At 62.9% G+C, this 17984-nt stretch carries 8 protein-coding genes and 1 tRNA gene; 3 read left to right on the top strand and 6 right to left on the bottom strand.

Annotation, left to right across the window (positions count from 1 at the left end; all coding sequences use genetic code 11):
* Positions 1 to 59: 59 nt before the first annotated feature.
* On the bottom strand, positions 60 to 1481 hold the full coding sequence (locus QM716_RS19290) for an FHA domain-containing protein (RefSeq protein WP_283305678.1): 1422 nt from the start codon (positions 1479 to 1481) through the stop codon (positions 60 to 62).
* 254 nt (positions 1482 to 1735) lie between these two features.
* On the opposite strand from QM716_RS19290, the gene QM716_RS19295 reads away from it, so the two are divergent.
* Positions 1736 to 1821: transfer RNA gene (locus tag QM716_RS19295), tRNA-Leu, on the top strand.
* Positions 1822 to 1873: 52 nt separating this feature from the next.
* Here QM716_RS19295 and QM716_RS19300 read toward each other — a convergent pair.
* The 5 genes from QM716_RS19300 to QM716_RS19320 form a co-directional block, all read right to left on the bottom strand.
* Complete coding sequence (locus QM716_RS19300) at positions 1874 to 2215, bottom strand: hypothetical protein (RefSeq protein ID WP_283305679.1); 342 nt, start codon at positions 2213 to 2215, stop codon at positions 1874 to 1876.
* A gap of 643 nt (positions 2216 to 2858) precedes the next feature.
* Positions 2859 to 5993, bottom strand: coding sequence for a type I restriction endonuclease subunit R (locus QM716_RS19305; protein ID WP_283305680.1), 3135 nt, complete (start codon positions 5991 to 5993; stop codon positions 2859 to 2861).
* Positions 5993 to 7252, bottom strand: a complete 1260-nt coding sequence (locus QM716_RS19310; RefSeq protein WP_283305681.1) for a restriction endonuclease subunit S — start codon at positions 7250 to 7252, stop codon at positions 5993 to 5995. Before QM716_RS19310 ends, QM716_RS19305 begins: the two co-directional genes overlap by 1 nt.
* Positions 7249 to 8994 carry a type I restriction-modification system subunit M gene (locus QM716_RS19315; protein WP_283305683.1) on the bottom strand — a complete coding sequence of 582 codons (1746 nt, stop codon included), beginning with the start codon at positions 8992 to 8994 and terminating at the stop codon, positions 7249 to 7251. The genes QM716_RS19310 and QM716_RS19315 overlap by 4 nt, the downstream gene beginning before the upstream one ends.
* Positions 8995 to 9823: 829 nt before the next feature.
* A complete protein-coding gene (locus QM716_RS19320; protein ID WP_283305685.1) occupies positions 9824 to 11263 on the bottom strand; it encodes a phytoene desaturase family protein in 1440 nt (479 codons plus the stop codon).
* A 556-nt stretch (positions 11264 to 11819) separates the two neighbouring features.
* Between QM716_RS19320 and gltB the strand changes: the two genes are divergently transcribed.
* Positions 11820 to 16418 carry a glutamate synthase large subunit gene (gltB, locus tag QM716_RS19325; protein WP_283305686.1) on the top strand — a complete coding sequence of 1533 codons (4599 nt, stop codon included), beginning with the start codon at positions 11820 to 11822 and terminating at the stop codon, positions 16416 to 16418.
* Positions 16411 to 17862 (top strand): glutamate synthase subunit beta, encoded by a 1452-nt coding sequence (locus QM716_RS19330; RefSeq protein ID WP_283305687.1) that lies wholly within the window; start codon positions 16411 to 16413, stop codon positions 17860 to 17862. Before gltB ends, QM716_RS19330 begins: the two co-directional genes overlap by 8 nt.
* Positions 17863 to 17984 lie beyond the last annotated feature (122 nt).

A 17984-nucleotide genomic window follows, 5' to 3' on the forward strand; every position in this document is an offset into this window, starting at 1 on the left:
CCGACGGACCGCCGAATGTTCGATTGTTATCGGAAAAATCCTGGCGTCCGTTTCTCAGCTCAGAGAATGCGAACCAGAATCTCCGAGTGACCTGCACGAATGATGTCGCCGTCTGCCAGCTGCCAGTCCTGGACGGGTGCTCCGTTGACGGTGGTGCCGTTCGTGGATCCCAAATCGGACAGCATCGCGGTGCGGCCGTCCCAACGGATGTCGATGTGGCGACGTGAGACGCCGGTGTCCGGGAGGCGGAACTGAGCTTCCTGGCCGCGGCCGATGACATTGCTGCCGTCGCGAAGCTGGAAGTGGCGTCCGCTGCCGTCTTCGAGCTGCAGGGTCGCCGTCAGGCTCTGGGCCGTCGGTGCGTAACCGCCCTGCGGCTGGGCGTAGCCCTGCTGCGGGTAGGCCTGCGTCTGCTCGAAGTTGCCGCCCTGCTCGTAGCCGGCCTGCTCGTACGGCTGCTGTGTGTACGCCTGCTGGTCGTAGCCGCCCTGCTGGTAGTTCTGCTGGTCGTAGCTCGGCTGATCGTAGGACTGGCCGTTGTACGGCTGCTGGTAACCCTGCTGGTCGTAGCCGCCCTGCTGGTAGCCCTGTTGGTCGTACCCACCCTGGTACGCCTGCTGGCCGTAGCCCTGCTGGTCGTACGGCTGCTGCTGGTAGCCCTGCTGGTCGTAACCGCCGCCCTGCTGGTCATAGCCCTGCTGCTGGTCGTAACCGGCCTGCTCGTACGGCTGCTGCTGGTTCGGGTGCGCCTGCTGGTCGTAGCCACCCTGCTGCTGGTTGTAGCCCTGCTGGTCGTCGCCCGTGCGGTAACCGTCGCCGCGGTCGTAACCGTTCTGGTACGGCGCTTCCTGCCCCTGCGGAGCGGCGTAACCGCCGTCGTCGTGGGAGTACCCGTTCCGTGCCGGCTGCTGCGGTTCGGGCTGGCGACCCGCCGGTTCGCGGCTTGGTTCGTAGCCTGAGTTCTGCGTCATGGGGCCGGCTCCTGGTTGTGACGGGACTGGATTGGAAACAGGGGGAACAATCGGTGCGGGTCGCTGAGGCGGCCGTTGTGGAGGCCGCGACGAAACCTGCGGAACATGCGACGGCGGCGATGCCTGCTCGGCGTCACCATCCGGGTCGACGGTTCCGCGGGTGCGGAACTGACCGGTGTGGAGCGTAGGCGAAGGCTCGAAGGTGACCGAGATGTCGCCGTACGTCTGCCAACCCTGATCGCGGATGAAATCCTGCAGGTGTCGGCTGAAAGCTTTTATCGTCAGTTCGCGATCGGCTGCCAACTCTTCGTGATCGGAGTTGTTGATGGTGATCACGTAGTTGTTGGGGGCGAGAAGGATTCCGCCGCCGAGGTGCTCGACGCGGTCACGTGCCTCCTGCTGCAGCGCCGCCTCTACTTCCTGCGGCACAACACCACCACCGAAGACCCGCGCGAATGCGTCGCCGACAGCTCCTTGGAGCTTTCGTTCGAATCGCTGCACGATGCCCATCGGGCCCTCCTCTCGCCTCGCATCTACGACGGCAAAATGCTCGGCAAGTAGCGCCGGCACCGCCTTGTCGCGTGTCGTCCAAACTGCTGTACAGGTTCCACGGTACTGTCAAATGTCGCTTCGGCAGTACCTGGCCGCTGTTTCAGCATGGTATCGGTTCTGGGCTTTTGGGTGTTCGGTGTTCATCGATTCGTGCCCTGATCTGCACGAATAGAACTTTCAAAGTTTGTCGTGATAATGTTTCGGCGTTGCTCGGGCGAGTGGCGGAATGGCAGACGCGCTGGCTTCAGGTGCCAGTGTCCTTCGGGACGTGGGGGTTCAAGTCCCCCTTCGCCCACCACAAGACGAGGCTACAAACTCTAGCGAGTTTGTAGCCTCGTTTTTGTTGTCGGCTAACTGGCCGCAGCCTGGATGAAGCTCAGAATGAAGTCCAATGCGGTGCCTGCAAAGGAGTCGTTGACTGGTTGAGTGGCCGCGGCGGGCGCAGTGATCTGAGGGTTCATCATCCCTGGCGGCAGTGTGCCGGGCGGGAGATTGATGATGGCGTTGATGTCGTAGATGGTGTTGTCGGGGCCGTTGGTCACCGAGAACGAGATACTGCCGAGGTCGACGATCGGAGTGTCGGCTGATGCAGTACCCACTGCGCTGCCGAAGGTGATCGCGGCAGCGAGTGCGCCGACACCGAGGGCCGCGGTGGTCCGGGACAAACGAGTAGGCGTTGCGGGTCCATTCACAGATGTGCTCCCTTTCGTGGTGACAGCATCCGTGCGCGGGATGCCAAGCAGCCAGGAGATTGCAACCACTACCGAGGAAGATAACGGACATTCACCCCATGGCGGGGTGGTTCGGCACGAAGTGCTCCGTCCTTCTGGAGCTACCGGAATGGAGGTTGCCGGCGGACTGCTAGTGTCGGAATTCACAATGACGTGTCCGGTAGTCACCGCTTTGGTCGGTACGGCGGCTAAGAAGGATGCGGCACCAGTGGCATATTGAAGAATCGATTGGCGAGGTCAATGAAAATCGCCTCGGGCGGCTGCCGGATCTGCGGCCCCATCCATCGGTGCAAGTGGTTCGCCTGATTTCCCCTTGTCGTACAACTGTTTTCGAGGGCGGGGGCTCGCCTCGCTAATTTCCGGGTCAGACAACCGCCTCTAATGTCCGTTAAGCCGCTGACCGAGATCGGACGTCGAAGATCCAGCCTTCGGATGGCGACGCGGACCGGTTCATAGTAGGTCCGGTATCCGGAATATCACTGTCCGCCAAGGTTACTCAAACAGCATCGGGGTAGCGCAGCAAATCGCCGTCCGAACCTGGCCGTGGTCGCGGACAGAAGTAGGCCAGTCGAGCACCCGCACATCCTCTTCGGAGCGGGAGCACTCAACCGACCGCCTTCTGATCGATTGCTGACTCGTAGAAGGCATCCGCTAGCGCAACGATGACACCGTTGATGCCGGACCCGTCGGTGAAGAAGTAGTCGGCCATAGTGTTGTGGGCCTCCTGATTGTCGACGACCGCCTCAGTAACCGCCGCTTGGAAGTCCTGCGACTCCATGAACTGCTTCTTCGAGTTCACCTTGGTCTGGTTGACAAGGTCCGGATAGGCGAGGAGTCGCTGTACCAGCCCCAGTACGAACTCACGGATCTGCGACTCGGCGAACGCATCGGCGCCGAAGAGGTCGTTCATCTTGTCGATGACGACCTGCAAGGCAACGTATTTCGGTTCCTTCCGAGCACCGGTGCCGGCGGCACTGATGCCCTTGAGTTGGCCGTCACCTGTCAGCGAGATGTCGACCGCAGCCGCCTTGTTGTGTTTGACCCCGACCAGGACCACGTCGGAGAGATCGACCTCCGCGGCCCAGGAGGAGTCTGCTATCACCCTGTCGAGGAGCCGCAGGAAGATCGACAGCATCTCCATGTATGGATCGCCATAGTCGACGATCTGGCTCATGAAGTCGTATAGCCGGACGTAGGTGGAGACGTCCTTGCGGAACAGGTCGAGGGTGTTGAGGGTGACTTTGTCGTCGGCTTCGAGTGCCGCTGCGTACCGGCGGGCGAAGTCATGCTTGGCCGGGCTGATCGCGGCCGAGAGCGCGTTGTTGCCTTTGCGGGTGACCCATAGTTCGGCGACCTCGCGCACCTGCTCCGGTGTGTAGATCCCGGCCTGGGCGAGCTTAGTGGCGAGGTGGGCGACGACGTAGGGGTCGGTCTCGGTCTCCAGGGTGGCACCGGTGAAGTATGGTTCGAACGCCGCCCGGATGTCCTCGGGTTTGTTCACGAAGTCGATGACGAATGTATTGCGCTTCTGCTCCCCGCTCGCGGTGCGATGGGTGCGGTTGAGCCGGGACAGCGTCTGCACGGCAGTGACCCCGGAGAGCTTCTTGTCGACATACATCGCAGAGAGAAGTGGCTGGTCGAACCCTGTCTGGAACTTGTTGGCGACCAGCATGATCTTGTACGTCGTGCCCTTGAACGCGGCGGCTAAGTCCGAGCCCGCGCCGGGGTTCAGGTTGGCTTCGGTGAACTCGTCGTCCTTGCTCGGCTGCGGCCCCCACTCCGAAGCCCACTGCTCGTCCTCGTCCATCGTCACCGAGCCGGAGAAGGCGACCAGGGCCCGGTAGTTGTACGAGGCGTCCAAGGCGGCCCGCTTAGTGATGTAGGCGTCGATAGCCTTCTTGTACTTCACCGCGGCCTTGCGCCCGTCGGTCACGACCATCGCCTTCGCCTTGCCCTCGAGCAGGTGGGCGACGTTGGTGTGGAAGTGCTCGACGATGATCTGCACCTTCTGGCTGATGTTGGTTGGGTGCAGTTTCACCCATCGCATCAGGCCCTTGCGCGCCGCGGCCTCCTCCACCTCGCCACCGTCGCCGCTCTCGGCTTTGCCGGCGATCTTCAACGCAGTGTCGTAGGTTTGGTAGCCCTTGAGCACGTCGAGGATGTAGCCCTCCTCGATCGCTTGGCGCATCGAGTAGAGGTGGAACGAGGTCGGCTTCCCGTCAGGCCCCATACGGCCGAACAGCTCGAGGGTCTTGTTCTTCGGCGTCGCGGTGAACGCGAGGTAGGAGATGTTCTCCGACTCAGCCCGCTCGGTCATCTCCGCAGCGAGGTGCGCCTCGACGTCGACCTCACCGCCATCCTCGATTGCTTTGACCTCTTCCGCTGTCAGGACGGCTTTAAGCTTGGAGGAGATCTGGCCGGACTGCGAGGAATGCGCCTCGTCGGCGATCACCGCGAACCGCCGGCCCTTGAGCGAGGAGTCCTTGCTGATCTCGTCGAGCGCGAAAGGGAAGGTTTGCACCGTCACCGCGATGATCAACTCCCCGTTCTTCAACGCGGTTGCCAGCAGCCCGGATTTCGACTTCGCCCCCGCCTTGCGGACGTCCTCCGGGCTGATCGTGGCCACGATCTTCCCCGATCCGTCGATCTGCCGGATCGCGTCCTGGAGTTGCCCGTCGAGCACGGTGCGGTCCACGACCACGACCACCGAGTCGAAGACCTTCTCGTTGTTGACGTGCAGCCGCGCAAGTCGGTGTGCGGTCCAGGCGATGGTGTTCGTCTTCCCCGACCCCGCCGAGTGCTCGATCAGGTACCGCTGCCCCACCCCCTCCTCGCACACGGCGGCCACGATGTTTGTCACGGCTTCCCACTGATGGAACCGAGGGAAGAGGATGCTCGTCCGCGACACCGATGTCCCGGTCGCGACGTCCCATTCCTGCTTGGTCTCGACGATCATCAGCCGGCCGATGATGGTGAGCCAGGCGTCCTTGTCCCAGATTCGCTCCCACAGGTACGCCGTTGCCGACTGCCCGCCCTCGGCCGGTGGGTTCCCCGCGCCGCCCTTGCACCCAATGTTGAACGGCAAAAAGTGGGTCTTCTCGCCCTCAAGCCGGGTGGTCATCGCAGCCAGGTCGTTGGAGACCGCGAAGTGCACTAGCGCCCGATGCCCGAACGACAGCAGCGGCTCCGGGCGGCCGTTAGTCAGCGGATGCCGGTCCTTGCGGTACTGGTTGATCGCCTCGTCAACAGACTGGGTGAAGTCGGTCTTCAACTCGACAGTGGCGACCGGGATCCCGTTGACGAAAAAGACCAGGTCGATGCTGCGTTGGTCGGCGGTGGAGAAGTGCACCTGCCGCATCACCCGTACCCGCATCGCCGCGTACTGCTCGCTGGTGGTCGCGTTCAGGCTGGTCTCGGGGCGGAACTGTGCCATCTTCAACCGGCCACCGCCGATGTACTGCACCCCGTTACGCAGGATGTTCAGTGTCCCACCGCCGTGTTCGAGGGGCTTGTCGAGGGCCGCGGTCAGCACGTCGAGGAACTTCGCCTGCGACCCCGCGGCCTTCAACGCCTTCTCGGACGCCACCTGCTGCGTCTGCTCCAGCCAGGCAACCATGTCCTCGGGGAAAAGCGCCCGCTCCCTGTCGTAGCCGGCGTCGCTCGCCGAGTACAGCCACCCGTGGGACTCCAGATACGCACAGATCTCGGACTCGAAGACGACTTCGTTGTGATCGGACATCACACCATCTCCCGTACGTCGATTTGCCCCGCCACCGCTGCCGTGATCAACGCCGAACGACGCTCTTTCGAGAGCTCGATCAACCGCTCAGACTCTTCGATGAGCGTGTCGTTCTTCGCGGTCTGCTCGTCGAGGTACGCCGCAATCTGATGCTGCTCATCGGTCGGTGGCAGCGCCACCCGCATCTGAGCAAGGTGGGTCGGGCCGAAGTGCTGGATCGTCGAACCGGTCTTGAGCGAATCAACTTGGTCAATGAACTCTCCCGACACGACGAACCAGCGGATGAAGTCCTTGTGCATGCGCCCAGGCTTGATCCGGATGATCCCTGTGTAAGGTACCGCTCCGGCTGTTTCCTCAGTTACCTCGGAGACGGTCCCCATGCTTGCGCTCGCGCTGATGAGTAGATCTCCGCGATCGACCCTGAAGTGTGACCATCGACGGTCAACCTCGTCGGGATCGAGGTAGTTGCAGCCTTCGAGCGTTGATTGAGCCGCTCGCACGCAACTCACCCGTAGCAGCGGGATGCCCTCGTCTCGGAAGTCCACAGCCATAATGCCCGGGCCCTCTTGGAACGAGATAGTGTAGCGGAGGGGCATTACTTCCCAGTGCGTCGGAACTGGTCCAGCACCGGGGAGACCGGAATCCTTGAGCGAAGCGGTCTTGTCTATGCCCCGCGCCACGGCACTTGAGATCGCCGCGCCTCTCCGCTCGCGGAGCATCTCGATCAAGCGCTGTTGCTCCTCGATGAGCGTGTCGATGCGAACGGTCTCACGGTCGAGGTAATCGGCGATGGTGCGCTGCTCGTCTGCCGACACGACGGGGACAGTCATCGACTGCAGGTCGCTGATGTTCAGCCGAGGAGTTCGGACATTCCCGGCCTCCGTGCCACCGATTCCCCGAACCAGGCTCGCCATCGTAGCCACAGTGAACCCACTGGTGAGGAAATAGTTCAGCCACCGCTTGTCCACTCTCGGGTCTACTCGCAGCACCGCGTAGTCCGGACTAACTATCCCATCCTCTGGGGCGATGCCGAGCGCGCCCTGGAACGCCCGCATCCGGTTGATAACGAGATCGCCCGCGCGGCAGAGCTTGTATTTGGACAGATCTTCGGACGCCGCCCGGGTGGTCACATGTGCCGCCTCCCTGCGTCGGACACCCCAGCTGATCGAGACTGACAGGAGCGGAAGGACTCCGGCTTCCACCCCCGCTCGGATGTCGGATTCCGAGAGCAGCCATTTGAGGCGAACCGAGTCGGTCATCCCTCAATCTCCCGCAGTAGATCGAGGATTGTGGCGACCTGCTTCTCTAGATCGGCGTCGATCTCGGCGAGGGCGCGAGGCGGGGCGTACTTGTAGAAGTGGCGGGTAAAGGGGATCTCGTAGCCGGTCTTGACCTTGGTCCAATCGATCCAGGCGTCGAGTACGTGAGGCTTCACCTCCGTGTCGAAGTAGGCCTGGATGACCTCGACCTTGCCCGCGGCGCCAGCGGTCGAGCCGCCGTAGATGAACGGGACGTTCTCGGTGTCGCGCTTCTTCGGGTCCGGCTTGGGCTTACCCTTGCGGTCCACGACCGGATTGCCGTTCTCGTCGAGGAGGTGCCGCTCGACAGTGATGGTCCAGTGGCCGAACTCGTCGTTCCGCAGCACCTTGGAGTAGTCGGGGTCGGCGTCGGTGAAGTTGGTGTACAGCTTCACGATCTCGGCTCGGTCGGCGTCGCTGATCTCGCGGCCCTTGGAACCGAGGTTCTTGCGCATCTTGGTCCAGAACGAGGTGCCGTCGATTAGCTGGGTCACGCCCTTGCGGTCGGTGTGCTTGGCGTTGTCGAGGATCCAGATGTAGGTGGAGATGCCGGTGTTGAAGAACATGTTGGCCGGCAGCGCGACGATGGCCTCGACCAGGTCGTTCTCCAGTAGCCACTTGCGGATGTTGGAGGGGCCGGACTCGGCGGCGCCATTGAAGAGGGGCGAGCCGTTCATCACGATGCCGACGCGGCCGCCGCCGTCCTCGGGGGCGCGCATCTTGTGGGCCAGGTGGAGAAGGAAGAGCATCTGCCCGTCCGACGTCGACGGGAGGCCAGGGGTGAACCGGCCGTAGGGGCCTGCTTCGTCGCGCTCTTTCGTGATCGCCTTGGCGTACTGCTTCCAGTCGACGCCGTAGGGCGGGTTCGACATGCAGAAGTCGAAGTGGCGGCCCTTGAACGCGTCGTCGGTGAGGGTGTTGCCGAATGCGATGTTGGTGGCGTCGTGGCCCTTGGCGAGCAGGTCGGACTTGCAGATCGCGTACGACTGCGAGTTGTATTCCTGGCCGTAGAGGCTTAGCTTCGCGTCGGGATTCTGCTCTAGGAGGTGTTCCTCGGCCAGGGCGAGCATGCCGCCAGTGCCTGCGGTGGGGTCGTACAGGCTGCGGATGATTCCAGCCTCGGTCAGGTCTGCGTCCTTCTCGGCGAAGAGCAGGTCGACCAGCAGCCGGATCGCATCACGCGGGGTGTAGTGATCCCCGGAAGTTTCGTTCGCAGCCTCGTTGAACTTGCGGATTATGTACTCGAACGCATCACCCATGTCGGCGTTGGAGACGGAATCCGGATGTAGGTCGATGGCCTTGAAGGACGTGAGGACCTCGCGCAGCAGTTCCGACTTCTCCAGAGCGAGGATCTCCTTCTTGAAGTCGAAGTACTCGAACACATCGACATCGGGCGAGAACCGGTCAATGTAGTCGGCCAGGTTGTCCGCTAGCCCGTCGGCGTCTTTGAGGAGGTTGGCGAACGAGTAGTTCGAGGTGTTGTAGAACGGCCGCCCGGTGGCCTTCTTGACCTCGATCTTGAGCCGGTTGGGGTTGTCGTACTTCGCGGCCAGCGCGCGCACCGTATCCCGGTCGGGCTCGATGATGCAGTCGAGGCGGCGCAGGATTGTGAGCGGGAGGATCACGTTGCCGTACTGGTTGGGGCGGTAGGGACCCCGAAGTTGGTCGGCGATCGACCAGATGAAGCTACCGAGGGTGCTCACAATGCTCCTTTACGAGGCTCACTCAACGACGAATATTGGACGCGCAGCGCGAGCCCGTGCATGCCGTCCGAACAGGCGGCGCACAGTCTGCGGCAGCAGTCGGTGCGTCACACGAACATCATTGCGCACCTCGAGGCCCGCGCGTGCCGCGCGGTCAGCAGGTTCAGCGAATCCGTCGCGGTTGCCTTCCTCGCAGTGAAAGTTCCCTGGCGCCCCGGTCCGGATACCCGGAGAGTGTGTCTCATTTCCTTGGAATTGAACACCCGGCCGTTCGGGTGTGAGATCGAGATTTGCCCCAGCTCGTCGTGTCTCAGAAGTACGTACCAAAACTAGCGTCCCAGCATTGTGCAATGTGCCGACTTAAGAGACCGTTCCAGTATGAGTACAGCGACCCACACCGCACACCTCGTAGGTGACGCCATCGTCACTATGCGATGCGCTCCAGGATGGCGAGTCCAGTGGCCGAGCTCGGCACCACGGCCAAAGACTTCTCGGGTCATGGCCGCCTATGTGGTGTGGACCATCTTGCGGACTTTATGCAGATTGCTGATTTCGGAAAAGACCATATGTGGCCGAAGTAATTAGACTTCCTGGAACGCTCAAGACAACTACCTTCCCAACGGCTGGCCCGTCACCGGGGCGCTACCTGCCGATGTGAAAAAACCCGGCTTGATTCACTGAATCCACCTGATGTCTAAAAACTCCTCCGGCCACCCCGGTCACCCCCGGTCACTAGTTGGACCCCTGCTGCGAAGGCCGATGGTTCGAAGCATTCGCCCCCTGCTTTCCGTCTACGCGTGTCCGAAATGTCGTCCCCATCGGGGACGCCTCAACCCCGCGCCTTCAGCGCCGCCCGCGCGGCATTGAACCCACCCATCCCGTGGACCCCGCCGCCCGGGGGAGTTGCGGACGAGCAGAGGTACACGCCAGGGACCCCGGTGGCATAGGGGTTGAGCCCAAACCGGGGGCGCGCGATGATCTGCCGCGCAGTGTTCGCCCCCGCGGAGATGTCGCCACCCACATAGTTGGGGTTGTACGCCTGCATCTGCGGCACATTGCGCACGTGGACGCCCACGATCCGGTCCCGGAATCCCGGCGCAAAGCGTTCGATCTGACTCGTGATCGCATCGGTCGCGTCACCCGGATAGCCATGCGGCACATGCGCATACGCCCACACGGGATGGATGTCTCCGACGGAACGGGAAGGGTCGGCCAAGAATTGCTGGCCCAACAGAATGAAAGGCTTGTCCGGCATCTGACCCCGAACGGTCTGACGTTCGACAGCAGCAGTTTCCGAAATCGTCCCGGCCAGATGCAGGGTGCCGGCCTTGCGGGCATGCGGATTCGTCCACGGCACGACGCTTCCGTCGGAATCACCACGCACGGCGTAGTCGACCTTGTAGGCGGCGGTGCCGTAGCGGAATTTGCGGTAGGCCCGGGCAATGCGATCAGGCTGCCGACCGTCGAGCAGACGCCCGGCCGCGTCGGGGGCGATGTCGAGCATGACGATGTCGTAGTCGGCGATCTGGGAGTAGTTGGTGACCCAGTTCCCGGTTTCGATGGTGCCACCGAGGCTGCGCAGGATCGATGCGAGCGCCGCAGCAATTGACCCCGAACCACCTTGCGCCACAGGCCAACCGTGAGCATGAGCGGCCGCGGTGAGCATCGAGCCGACAGCACTGGAGAGAGGAATGGTCAGCGTCCCGAACATGTGCGCCGCGACGCCACCGAACAGCGCCCGCGCCTGTGGGGTCTTGAACATCCGAGCGAAACCCGTCGCGGGAAGCAGAGCACCCGTCCCGAAACGGGCGAGCATCAGCGGGTGCTTCGGGACGTGCACGATCGGCTGGAAGACGTCCTGCACCAACTCGTCGAAGTTCTCGGCGAGGTATCCGAAGACGTCGAGCCAGCGCTTACCGTCGACACCCAGTCCCTCAGCGGTCCGGTTGATATCGCGCCAGAGAACCCCGGCGGTGCCGTCGTCGAGTGGGTGAACCAGATCGATCTCGGGCCACAGCCACGTCAGGCCATGCTTGGCGAGCCCGAATTCGCGGTCGAGTTCCTTGAAGTAAGGAGAAGCCAAGGCGGTGGGATGGAAGGCGGAGCAATCGTCGTGGACGAGTCCGTCGACTATGTACTCGCTGCTGCGGGTGCCGCCGCCGATCTTGTCCGCACCCTCGATGACATGGACGTCGATTCCGGCGCGGGCGAGTTCGATCGCCGCCGCGAGACCGTTGGGGCCACTGCCCACCACCACTGCTGTCGTCATTTGCTCTTCGCCACCCGTCTTCTCAGGTGTGAGCCTACGGAAATTACAGCGATGGCATTCTGCGAGCAAACAATTCAGGCCTAGACCTTGGTTGATCGATCAACTTTTGTTACAGTTCGAGGCGCACTGGCCGCAGCTGATTCTTATCGCTGCGGCCAGTTGTTGCATTCATCGCCTGTCGCGCCTGTTTCCTGCGGATTCGGTATCCTGTGAATCGGAACTTCTCTGCACAGACGCAGCTCCGAAATCTGTCGAGGGGCCTTCTGGCTCCCTGCATCGCCGCAGTTCAGAGCAATTATAGGGCTACCTTAGTTGCGCCCGTGCCGGGGTTCTGAATTATCGTTTTCGTTACACGGTTGACTCACAAAAGTTTCAACCGACCGAAGACTCATGTCGCCGGGTGCCAGAACGCACACCATCGCGTCTGCGCAGGGCGGCTACTTCGGTGGTACCGATCACATCGTCGTGTCGGTGCTTTGAAGGACTTGCATTGCAAGTTGATGGCCATCAGCGCTGCTGGTCGTCGGTGCATCTTTATGGCATACGAAGGCTGGGTATGAAGCAACTTCCAGGCCCCCAGGGCCTCTATCACCCGTCCAATGAGCACGACTCCTGTGGAGTCGCATTTGTTGTCGACATGCATGGTCGCCGCAGCAGGGACATCGTCGAAAAGGCGATCACCGCTCTGGTCAACCTCGAGCATCGCGGCGCTGCCGGATCCGAACCCAACACGGGTGACGGTGCGGGCATTCTGCTGCAGGTTCCCGACAAGTTCTTCCGAGCTGTCGTGGACTTCGCGCTGCCCGCCGAAGGCGCGTACGCAACCGGTATCGCATTCCTCCCGCAGGGCGAAGCCGATGCACACGAGGCTGCTGCTGCAGTCGAGAAGATCGTCGTCGAAGAGGGCCTGAAGGTTCTCGGCTGGCGCGAGGTCGGAACAGACGACTCCTCGCTCGGCGCACTGGCGCGCGACGCGATGCCGACGTTCCGTCAGATCTTCATCGGCTCCGAGGGTGACAAGTACACCGGCATGGACCTCGAGCGTCGTGCATACGTAGTGCGTAAGCGCACCGAGCACGAACTCGGCTCCGAAGGCGCCGGCAAGGGTGGCCCGGGTAGCGAGACCGTGTACTTCCCCAGCCTGTCCGGCCAGACGTTCGTCTACAAGGGCATGCTCACCACCCCGCAGCTCAAGGGTTTCTACCTCGATCTGCAGGACGATCGTGTCGAGAGCGCACTGGGCCTGGTCCACTCGCGCTTCTCCACCAACACGTTCCCGTCGTGGCCGCTGGCGCACCCGTTCCGCCGGGTCGCTCACAACGGTGAGATCAACACCGTCACCGGCAACGAGAACTGGATGCGCGCTCGCGAGTCCCTCATCGACAGCGACGTCTTCGGTGGCCGCGAGAACCTGGACAAGATCTTCCCGATCTGCACCCAGGGCGCCAGTGACACCGCTCGTTTCGACGAGGTGCTCGAGATGCTGCACCTCGCCGGCCGCAGCCTGCCGCACGCGGTTCTCATGATGATCCCGGAAGCCTGGGAGAAGCACGAGAGCATGGACCCCGCTCGTCGGGCGTTCTACGAGTACCACTCGGCACTCATGGAGCCCTGGGACGGACCGGCGTCGGTGTGCTTCACCGACGGCACCGTCATCGGCGCCGTGCTGGACCGCAACGGTCTGCGTCCGTCGCGTCTGTGGATCACCGAAGACGGCCTCGTTGTCATGGCGTCGGAGGTCGGCGTTCTGCCGATCGATCCGTCCACCGTGGTCCGCAAGGTCCGCCTCCAGCCCGGCCGCATGTTCCTCGTGGACACCGCGCAGGGCCGGGTCATCAGCGACGACGAACTCAAGTCCGAACTCGCTGCCGAGCACCCGTACCAGCAGTGGATCGACGAAGGTCTGATCCACATGGACGACCTGCCGGACCGCCCGTACACGTACATGTCGCACGAGCGCGTCGTCCTTCGCCAGCAGCTCTTCGGTTTCACCAGCGAAGAGGTCAACCTGCTGGTCAAGCCGATGGCACTCTCCGGTGCCGAGGCTCTGGGCTCGATGGGTACCGACACTCCGATCGCCGTGCTCTCGTCACGTCCCCGGATGCTGTTCGACTACTTCTCGCAGCTCTTCGCTCAGGTCACCAACCCGCCTCTCGACGCGATTCGTGAAGAGGTTGTCACCAGCCTCGGCGCGACCATCGGCCCCGAGGGCGACCTACTGCACCCGAATGCGGACTCCTGCAAGCAGATTGCGCTCCCGCAGCCGATCCTGCACAACGACGATCTGTCGAAGCTCGTTCACGTCAACGACGACGGCGAATTCCCGGGCTTCCGCAGCGTCGTGATCCGCGGCCTGTACCCCGTCAAGGAAGGCGGCGACGGTATCCGTCGTGCGCTCGAGGGCATCAAGTACCAGGTCTCGCAGGCAATCGAGGGTGGCGCACGCATCGTCGTGCTCTCGGACCGTGAGTCCACCGAGGATTACGCGCCGATCCCGTCGCTGCTCCTCACCTCGGCTGTGCACCACCACCTGGTTCGTGAGAAGTCGCGCACCAAGGTCGGCCTCATCGTCGAGGCCGGCGACGCCCGCGAGGTGCACCACATGGCGCTCCTCATCGGCTTCGGTGCCGCAGCGGTCAACCCGTACATGGCTTTCGAGACCATCGACGAGTTCCTGCAGAACGGCGAGCTCGAGGGTCTGACCCTCGAGAAGGGCATCGCGAACTACATCAAGGCAGCCGGCAAGGGTGTCCTGAAGGTGATGTCCAAGATGGGCATCTCGACGCTCGCGTCGTACACCGGTGCTCAGCTGTTCCAGGTCATCGGCCTCTCGCAGGAGCTGACGGACGAGTACTTCACCGGTCTGCAGTCGCAGCTCGGTGGCATCGGCCTCGATCAGATCGCGGCCGACGTCCAGTCACGCCACTGCATTGCATACCTGGATCGCCCGGAAGAGCGCGCTCACCGCGAGCTCGAGGTCGGTGGCGAGTACCAGTGGCGTCGTGAAGGCGAGTACCACCTGTTCAACCCGGACACGGTCTTCAAGCTCCAGCACGCAACTCGCTCAGGCCAGTACGAGGTGTTCAAGGAGTACACGACCATGGTCAACGACCAGTCGGAGCGCCTTGCTGCTCTGCGTGGTCTGTTCGACTTCAACATCGGCAAGCGGCCGTCGATCTCGATCGACGAGGTCGAGCCGGCGAGCGAGATCGTCAAGCGTTTCTCGACGGGTGCGATGAGCTACGGCTCCATCTCCGCCGAGGCTCACGAGACCCTCGCCATCGCGATGAACCGTTTGGGCGCCCGCTCCAATTCCGGTGAGGGCGGCGAACATCCGTCGCGCTTCACGCCGGACGAGAACGGCGATCTGCGTCGCAGTGCCATCAAGCAGGTCGCGTCGGGACGCTTCGGTGTCACCTCGCACTACCTGAGCAACTGCACCGACATCCAGATCAAGATGGCGCAGGGAGCCAAGCCCGGTGAGGGCGGCCAGCTTCCGGCTCACAAGGTGTACCCGTGGGTGGCCGAGGTTCGGCACTCCACGCCTGGCGTCGGCTTGATTTCGCCGCCGCCGCACCACGACATCTACTCGATCGAGGATCTCGCTCAGCTGATCCACGACCTGAAGAACGCCAACCCGCAGGCCCGCATCCACGTGAAGCTGGTCTCCGAGGTCGGCGTCGGAACCGTCGCGGCCGGTGTCTCCAAGGCACATGCCGACGTCGTTCTGATCTCCGGTCACGACGGTGGCACCGGCGCCACCCCGCTGACCTCCGTCAAGCACGCGGGCGCACCGTGGGAGCTCGGCCTCGCCGAGACCCAGCAGACCTTGCTGCTCAACGGTCTTCGTGACCGCATCGTCGTGCAGGTCGACGGCCAGCTCAAGACGGGCCGCGACGTTGTCGTTGCTGCCCTGCTCGGCGGCGAGGAGTTCGGTTTCGCCACCGCACCGCTGGTGGTCTCGGGCTGCATCATGATGCGCGTCTGCCACCTCGACACCTGCCCCGTCGGTGTCGCGACGCAGAACCCGTTGCTGCGTCAGCGTTTCAGTGGCAAGCCGGAATTCGTCGAGAACTTCTTCATGTTCATCGCCGAAGAGGTTCGCGAGCTTCTCGCGGAACTCGGTTTCCGCACGCTGCTCGAAGCCGTCGGCCAGGTCGACATGCTGGACACCAAGCGCGCTCTCGATCACTGGAAGGGAAGCAAGGCAGGCAATCTCGATCTGTCGCCGATCCTCACCCAGGTCGAGTCCGCGTTCATGGACCAGGACGTCCACTGCACCGGCACGCAGGATCACGGTCTCGACAAGGCTCTCGATCAGCAGTTGATCGTCTCGGCCCGCAACGCACTCGACAAGGGTGAGGCGGTCTCCTTCGAGTCCGCGATCACCAACGTCAACCGCACGGTCGGCACCATGCTCGGCCATGAGGTCACCAAGGCATTCGGTGGAGCGGGCTTGCCCGAGGGCACCATCGACATCACGTTCACCGGTTCCGCCGGTAACAGCTTCGGTGCTTTCGTGCCCAGCGGTATGACCCTGCGCTTGCACGGCGACGCCAACGACTTCGTCGGCAAGGGCCTCTCGGGTGGACGCATCGTCGTACGCCCGCCGCTCGATGCAGCGGAAGGCTTTGTCGCCGAGGACAACATCATCGGTGGCAACGTCATCCTGTTCGGCGCCACCAGCGGCGAGGCTCTGCTTCGCGGTGTCGTCGGCGAACGCTTCGCAGTCCGTAACTCCGGCGCCACTGCCGTCGTCGAGGGTGTGGGCGATCATGGTTGCGAGTACATGACGGGTGGAAAGGTGGTCATCCTCGGAGCCACCGGACGTAACTTCGGCGCCGGCATGTCCGGTGGCGTCGCGTACATCTACAACCCCGACAAGGCATTCGAGAAGAACCTCAACACCGAACTGGTGGACCTCGAGGATCTTTCGGGCGACGACTTCACCTGGTTGAAGAGCGTCATCGAACGTCATCGCGACGAAACCGGCTCCGAGGTTGCCACGCGCATCCTCGGCGACTGGTCGCAGCAGGTGGGTCACTTCGCAAAGGTGATGCCCCGCGACTACAAGAAGGTTCTTTTGGCCATCGCGGCCGCAGAGAAGGATGGCAAGAACGTGGACGAGGCAGTTATGGAGGCAGCTCGTGGGTGATCCAAGCGGCTTCCTGAAGCACACGTCGCGCGAACTTCCGGTTCGCCGGCCGGTGCCGTTGCGCCTGCTCGACTGGAAAGAGGTCTACGAGGAGTTTCCGAACGAAACCCTCAAGACTCAGGCCAGTCGTTGCATGGACTGCGGAATTCCTTTCTGCCACAACGGTTGCCCTCTCGGAAACTTGATTCCCGAGTGGAACGACCTGGTCTACAAGGACCACTGGCACGACGCCATCGAGCGTCTGCACGCGACCAACAACTTCCCGGAGTTCACCGGTCGTCTGTGCCCCGCACCCTGTGAGGCGTCCTGTGTCCTGGGCATCAACCAGGATCCGGTCACCATCAAGCAGGTCGAGGTCGAGATCATCGACAAGGCCTTCGACGAAGGGTGGGTCAAGCCGGTTCGCGCCGCGCACGCCACCAACAAGAAGGTCGCAGTTGTCGGCAGTGGTCCGGCCGGTCTGGCTGCAGCGCAGCAGCTGACCCGCGCCGGTCACGCAGTGACGGTCTTCGAGCGGGCAGACCGCATCGGCGGCCTGCTGCGCTACGGCATCCCCGAGTTCAAGATGGAGAAGCGGCACATCGACCGCCGTCTCGAGCAGATGGAAGCCGAAGGCACCGTCTTCAAGACCAACGTCAATGTCGGCGTGGACATCACCGCGGACGAGCTGCGCGAGCAGTTCGACGCAGTGGTTCTGGCCGGCGGCGCCACCGCAGCTCGCGATCTGCCGATCCCGGGCCGCGAACTGGACGGCATCCACCAGGCGATGGAGTTCCTTCCGATCGCCAACCGCGTGCAGTTGGGTGACCTCGACGCTCCCACCATCACCGCTGAGGGCAAGAAGGTTGTCATCATCGGCGGCGGCGACACCGGAGCGGACTGCCTCGGCACCTCGCACCGTCAGGGCGCGACCAGCGTCCACCAGTTCGAGATCATGCCGCGTCCGCCGGAGACTCGCGCCGAGCAGACCCCGTGGCCGACGTACCCGCTCATGTTCCGCGTGGCCTCGGCTCACGAGGAAGGCGGCGAGCGTCTGTTCTCCGTCAACACCGAGAACTTCGTCGGTGAAAACGGCAAGGTCACCGGACTCAAGGCTCACGAGGTCGAGATGAAGTCGGGCCGGTTCGAGAAGGTCGAGGGCTCGAACTTCGAGCTCGAAGCCGATCTCGTGCTCCTGGCGATGGGCTTCGTCGGCCCCGAGAAGCCGGGTCTGCTCACCGATCTCGGTGTCGACTTGAACGAGCGCGGCAACGTCGCCCGCACGTCGAAGTGGAACACCAACGTCGACGGCGTGTTCGTGGCCGGCGACATGGGCCGCGGTCAGTCCCTGATCGTCTGGGCCATCGCCGAGGGACGTTCCGCAGCAGCTGCTGTGGACACCTACCTCGAGGGTGTTACCGCCCTTCCGTCACCGATCCACCCGACAGCGGCTCCGCAGCGCTAGAGGCTCTTACAAAGCCGCACCCCACCGCATTCGGTGGGGTGCGGCTTTGTTTCTGCAAGTAATTCGCACGATCTGTAACAAACCTTCATCGATCGTGCATCGGACAGACATAACGCCCAGAC

Origin of the sequence: Rhodococcus sp. IEGM 1409 (assembly GCF_030056735.1) — a bacterium.
Classification (GTDB): Bacteria; Actinomycetota; Actinomycetes; order Mycobacteriales; family Mycobacteriaceae; genus Rhodococcus_F.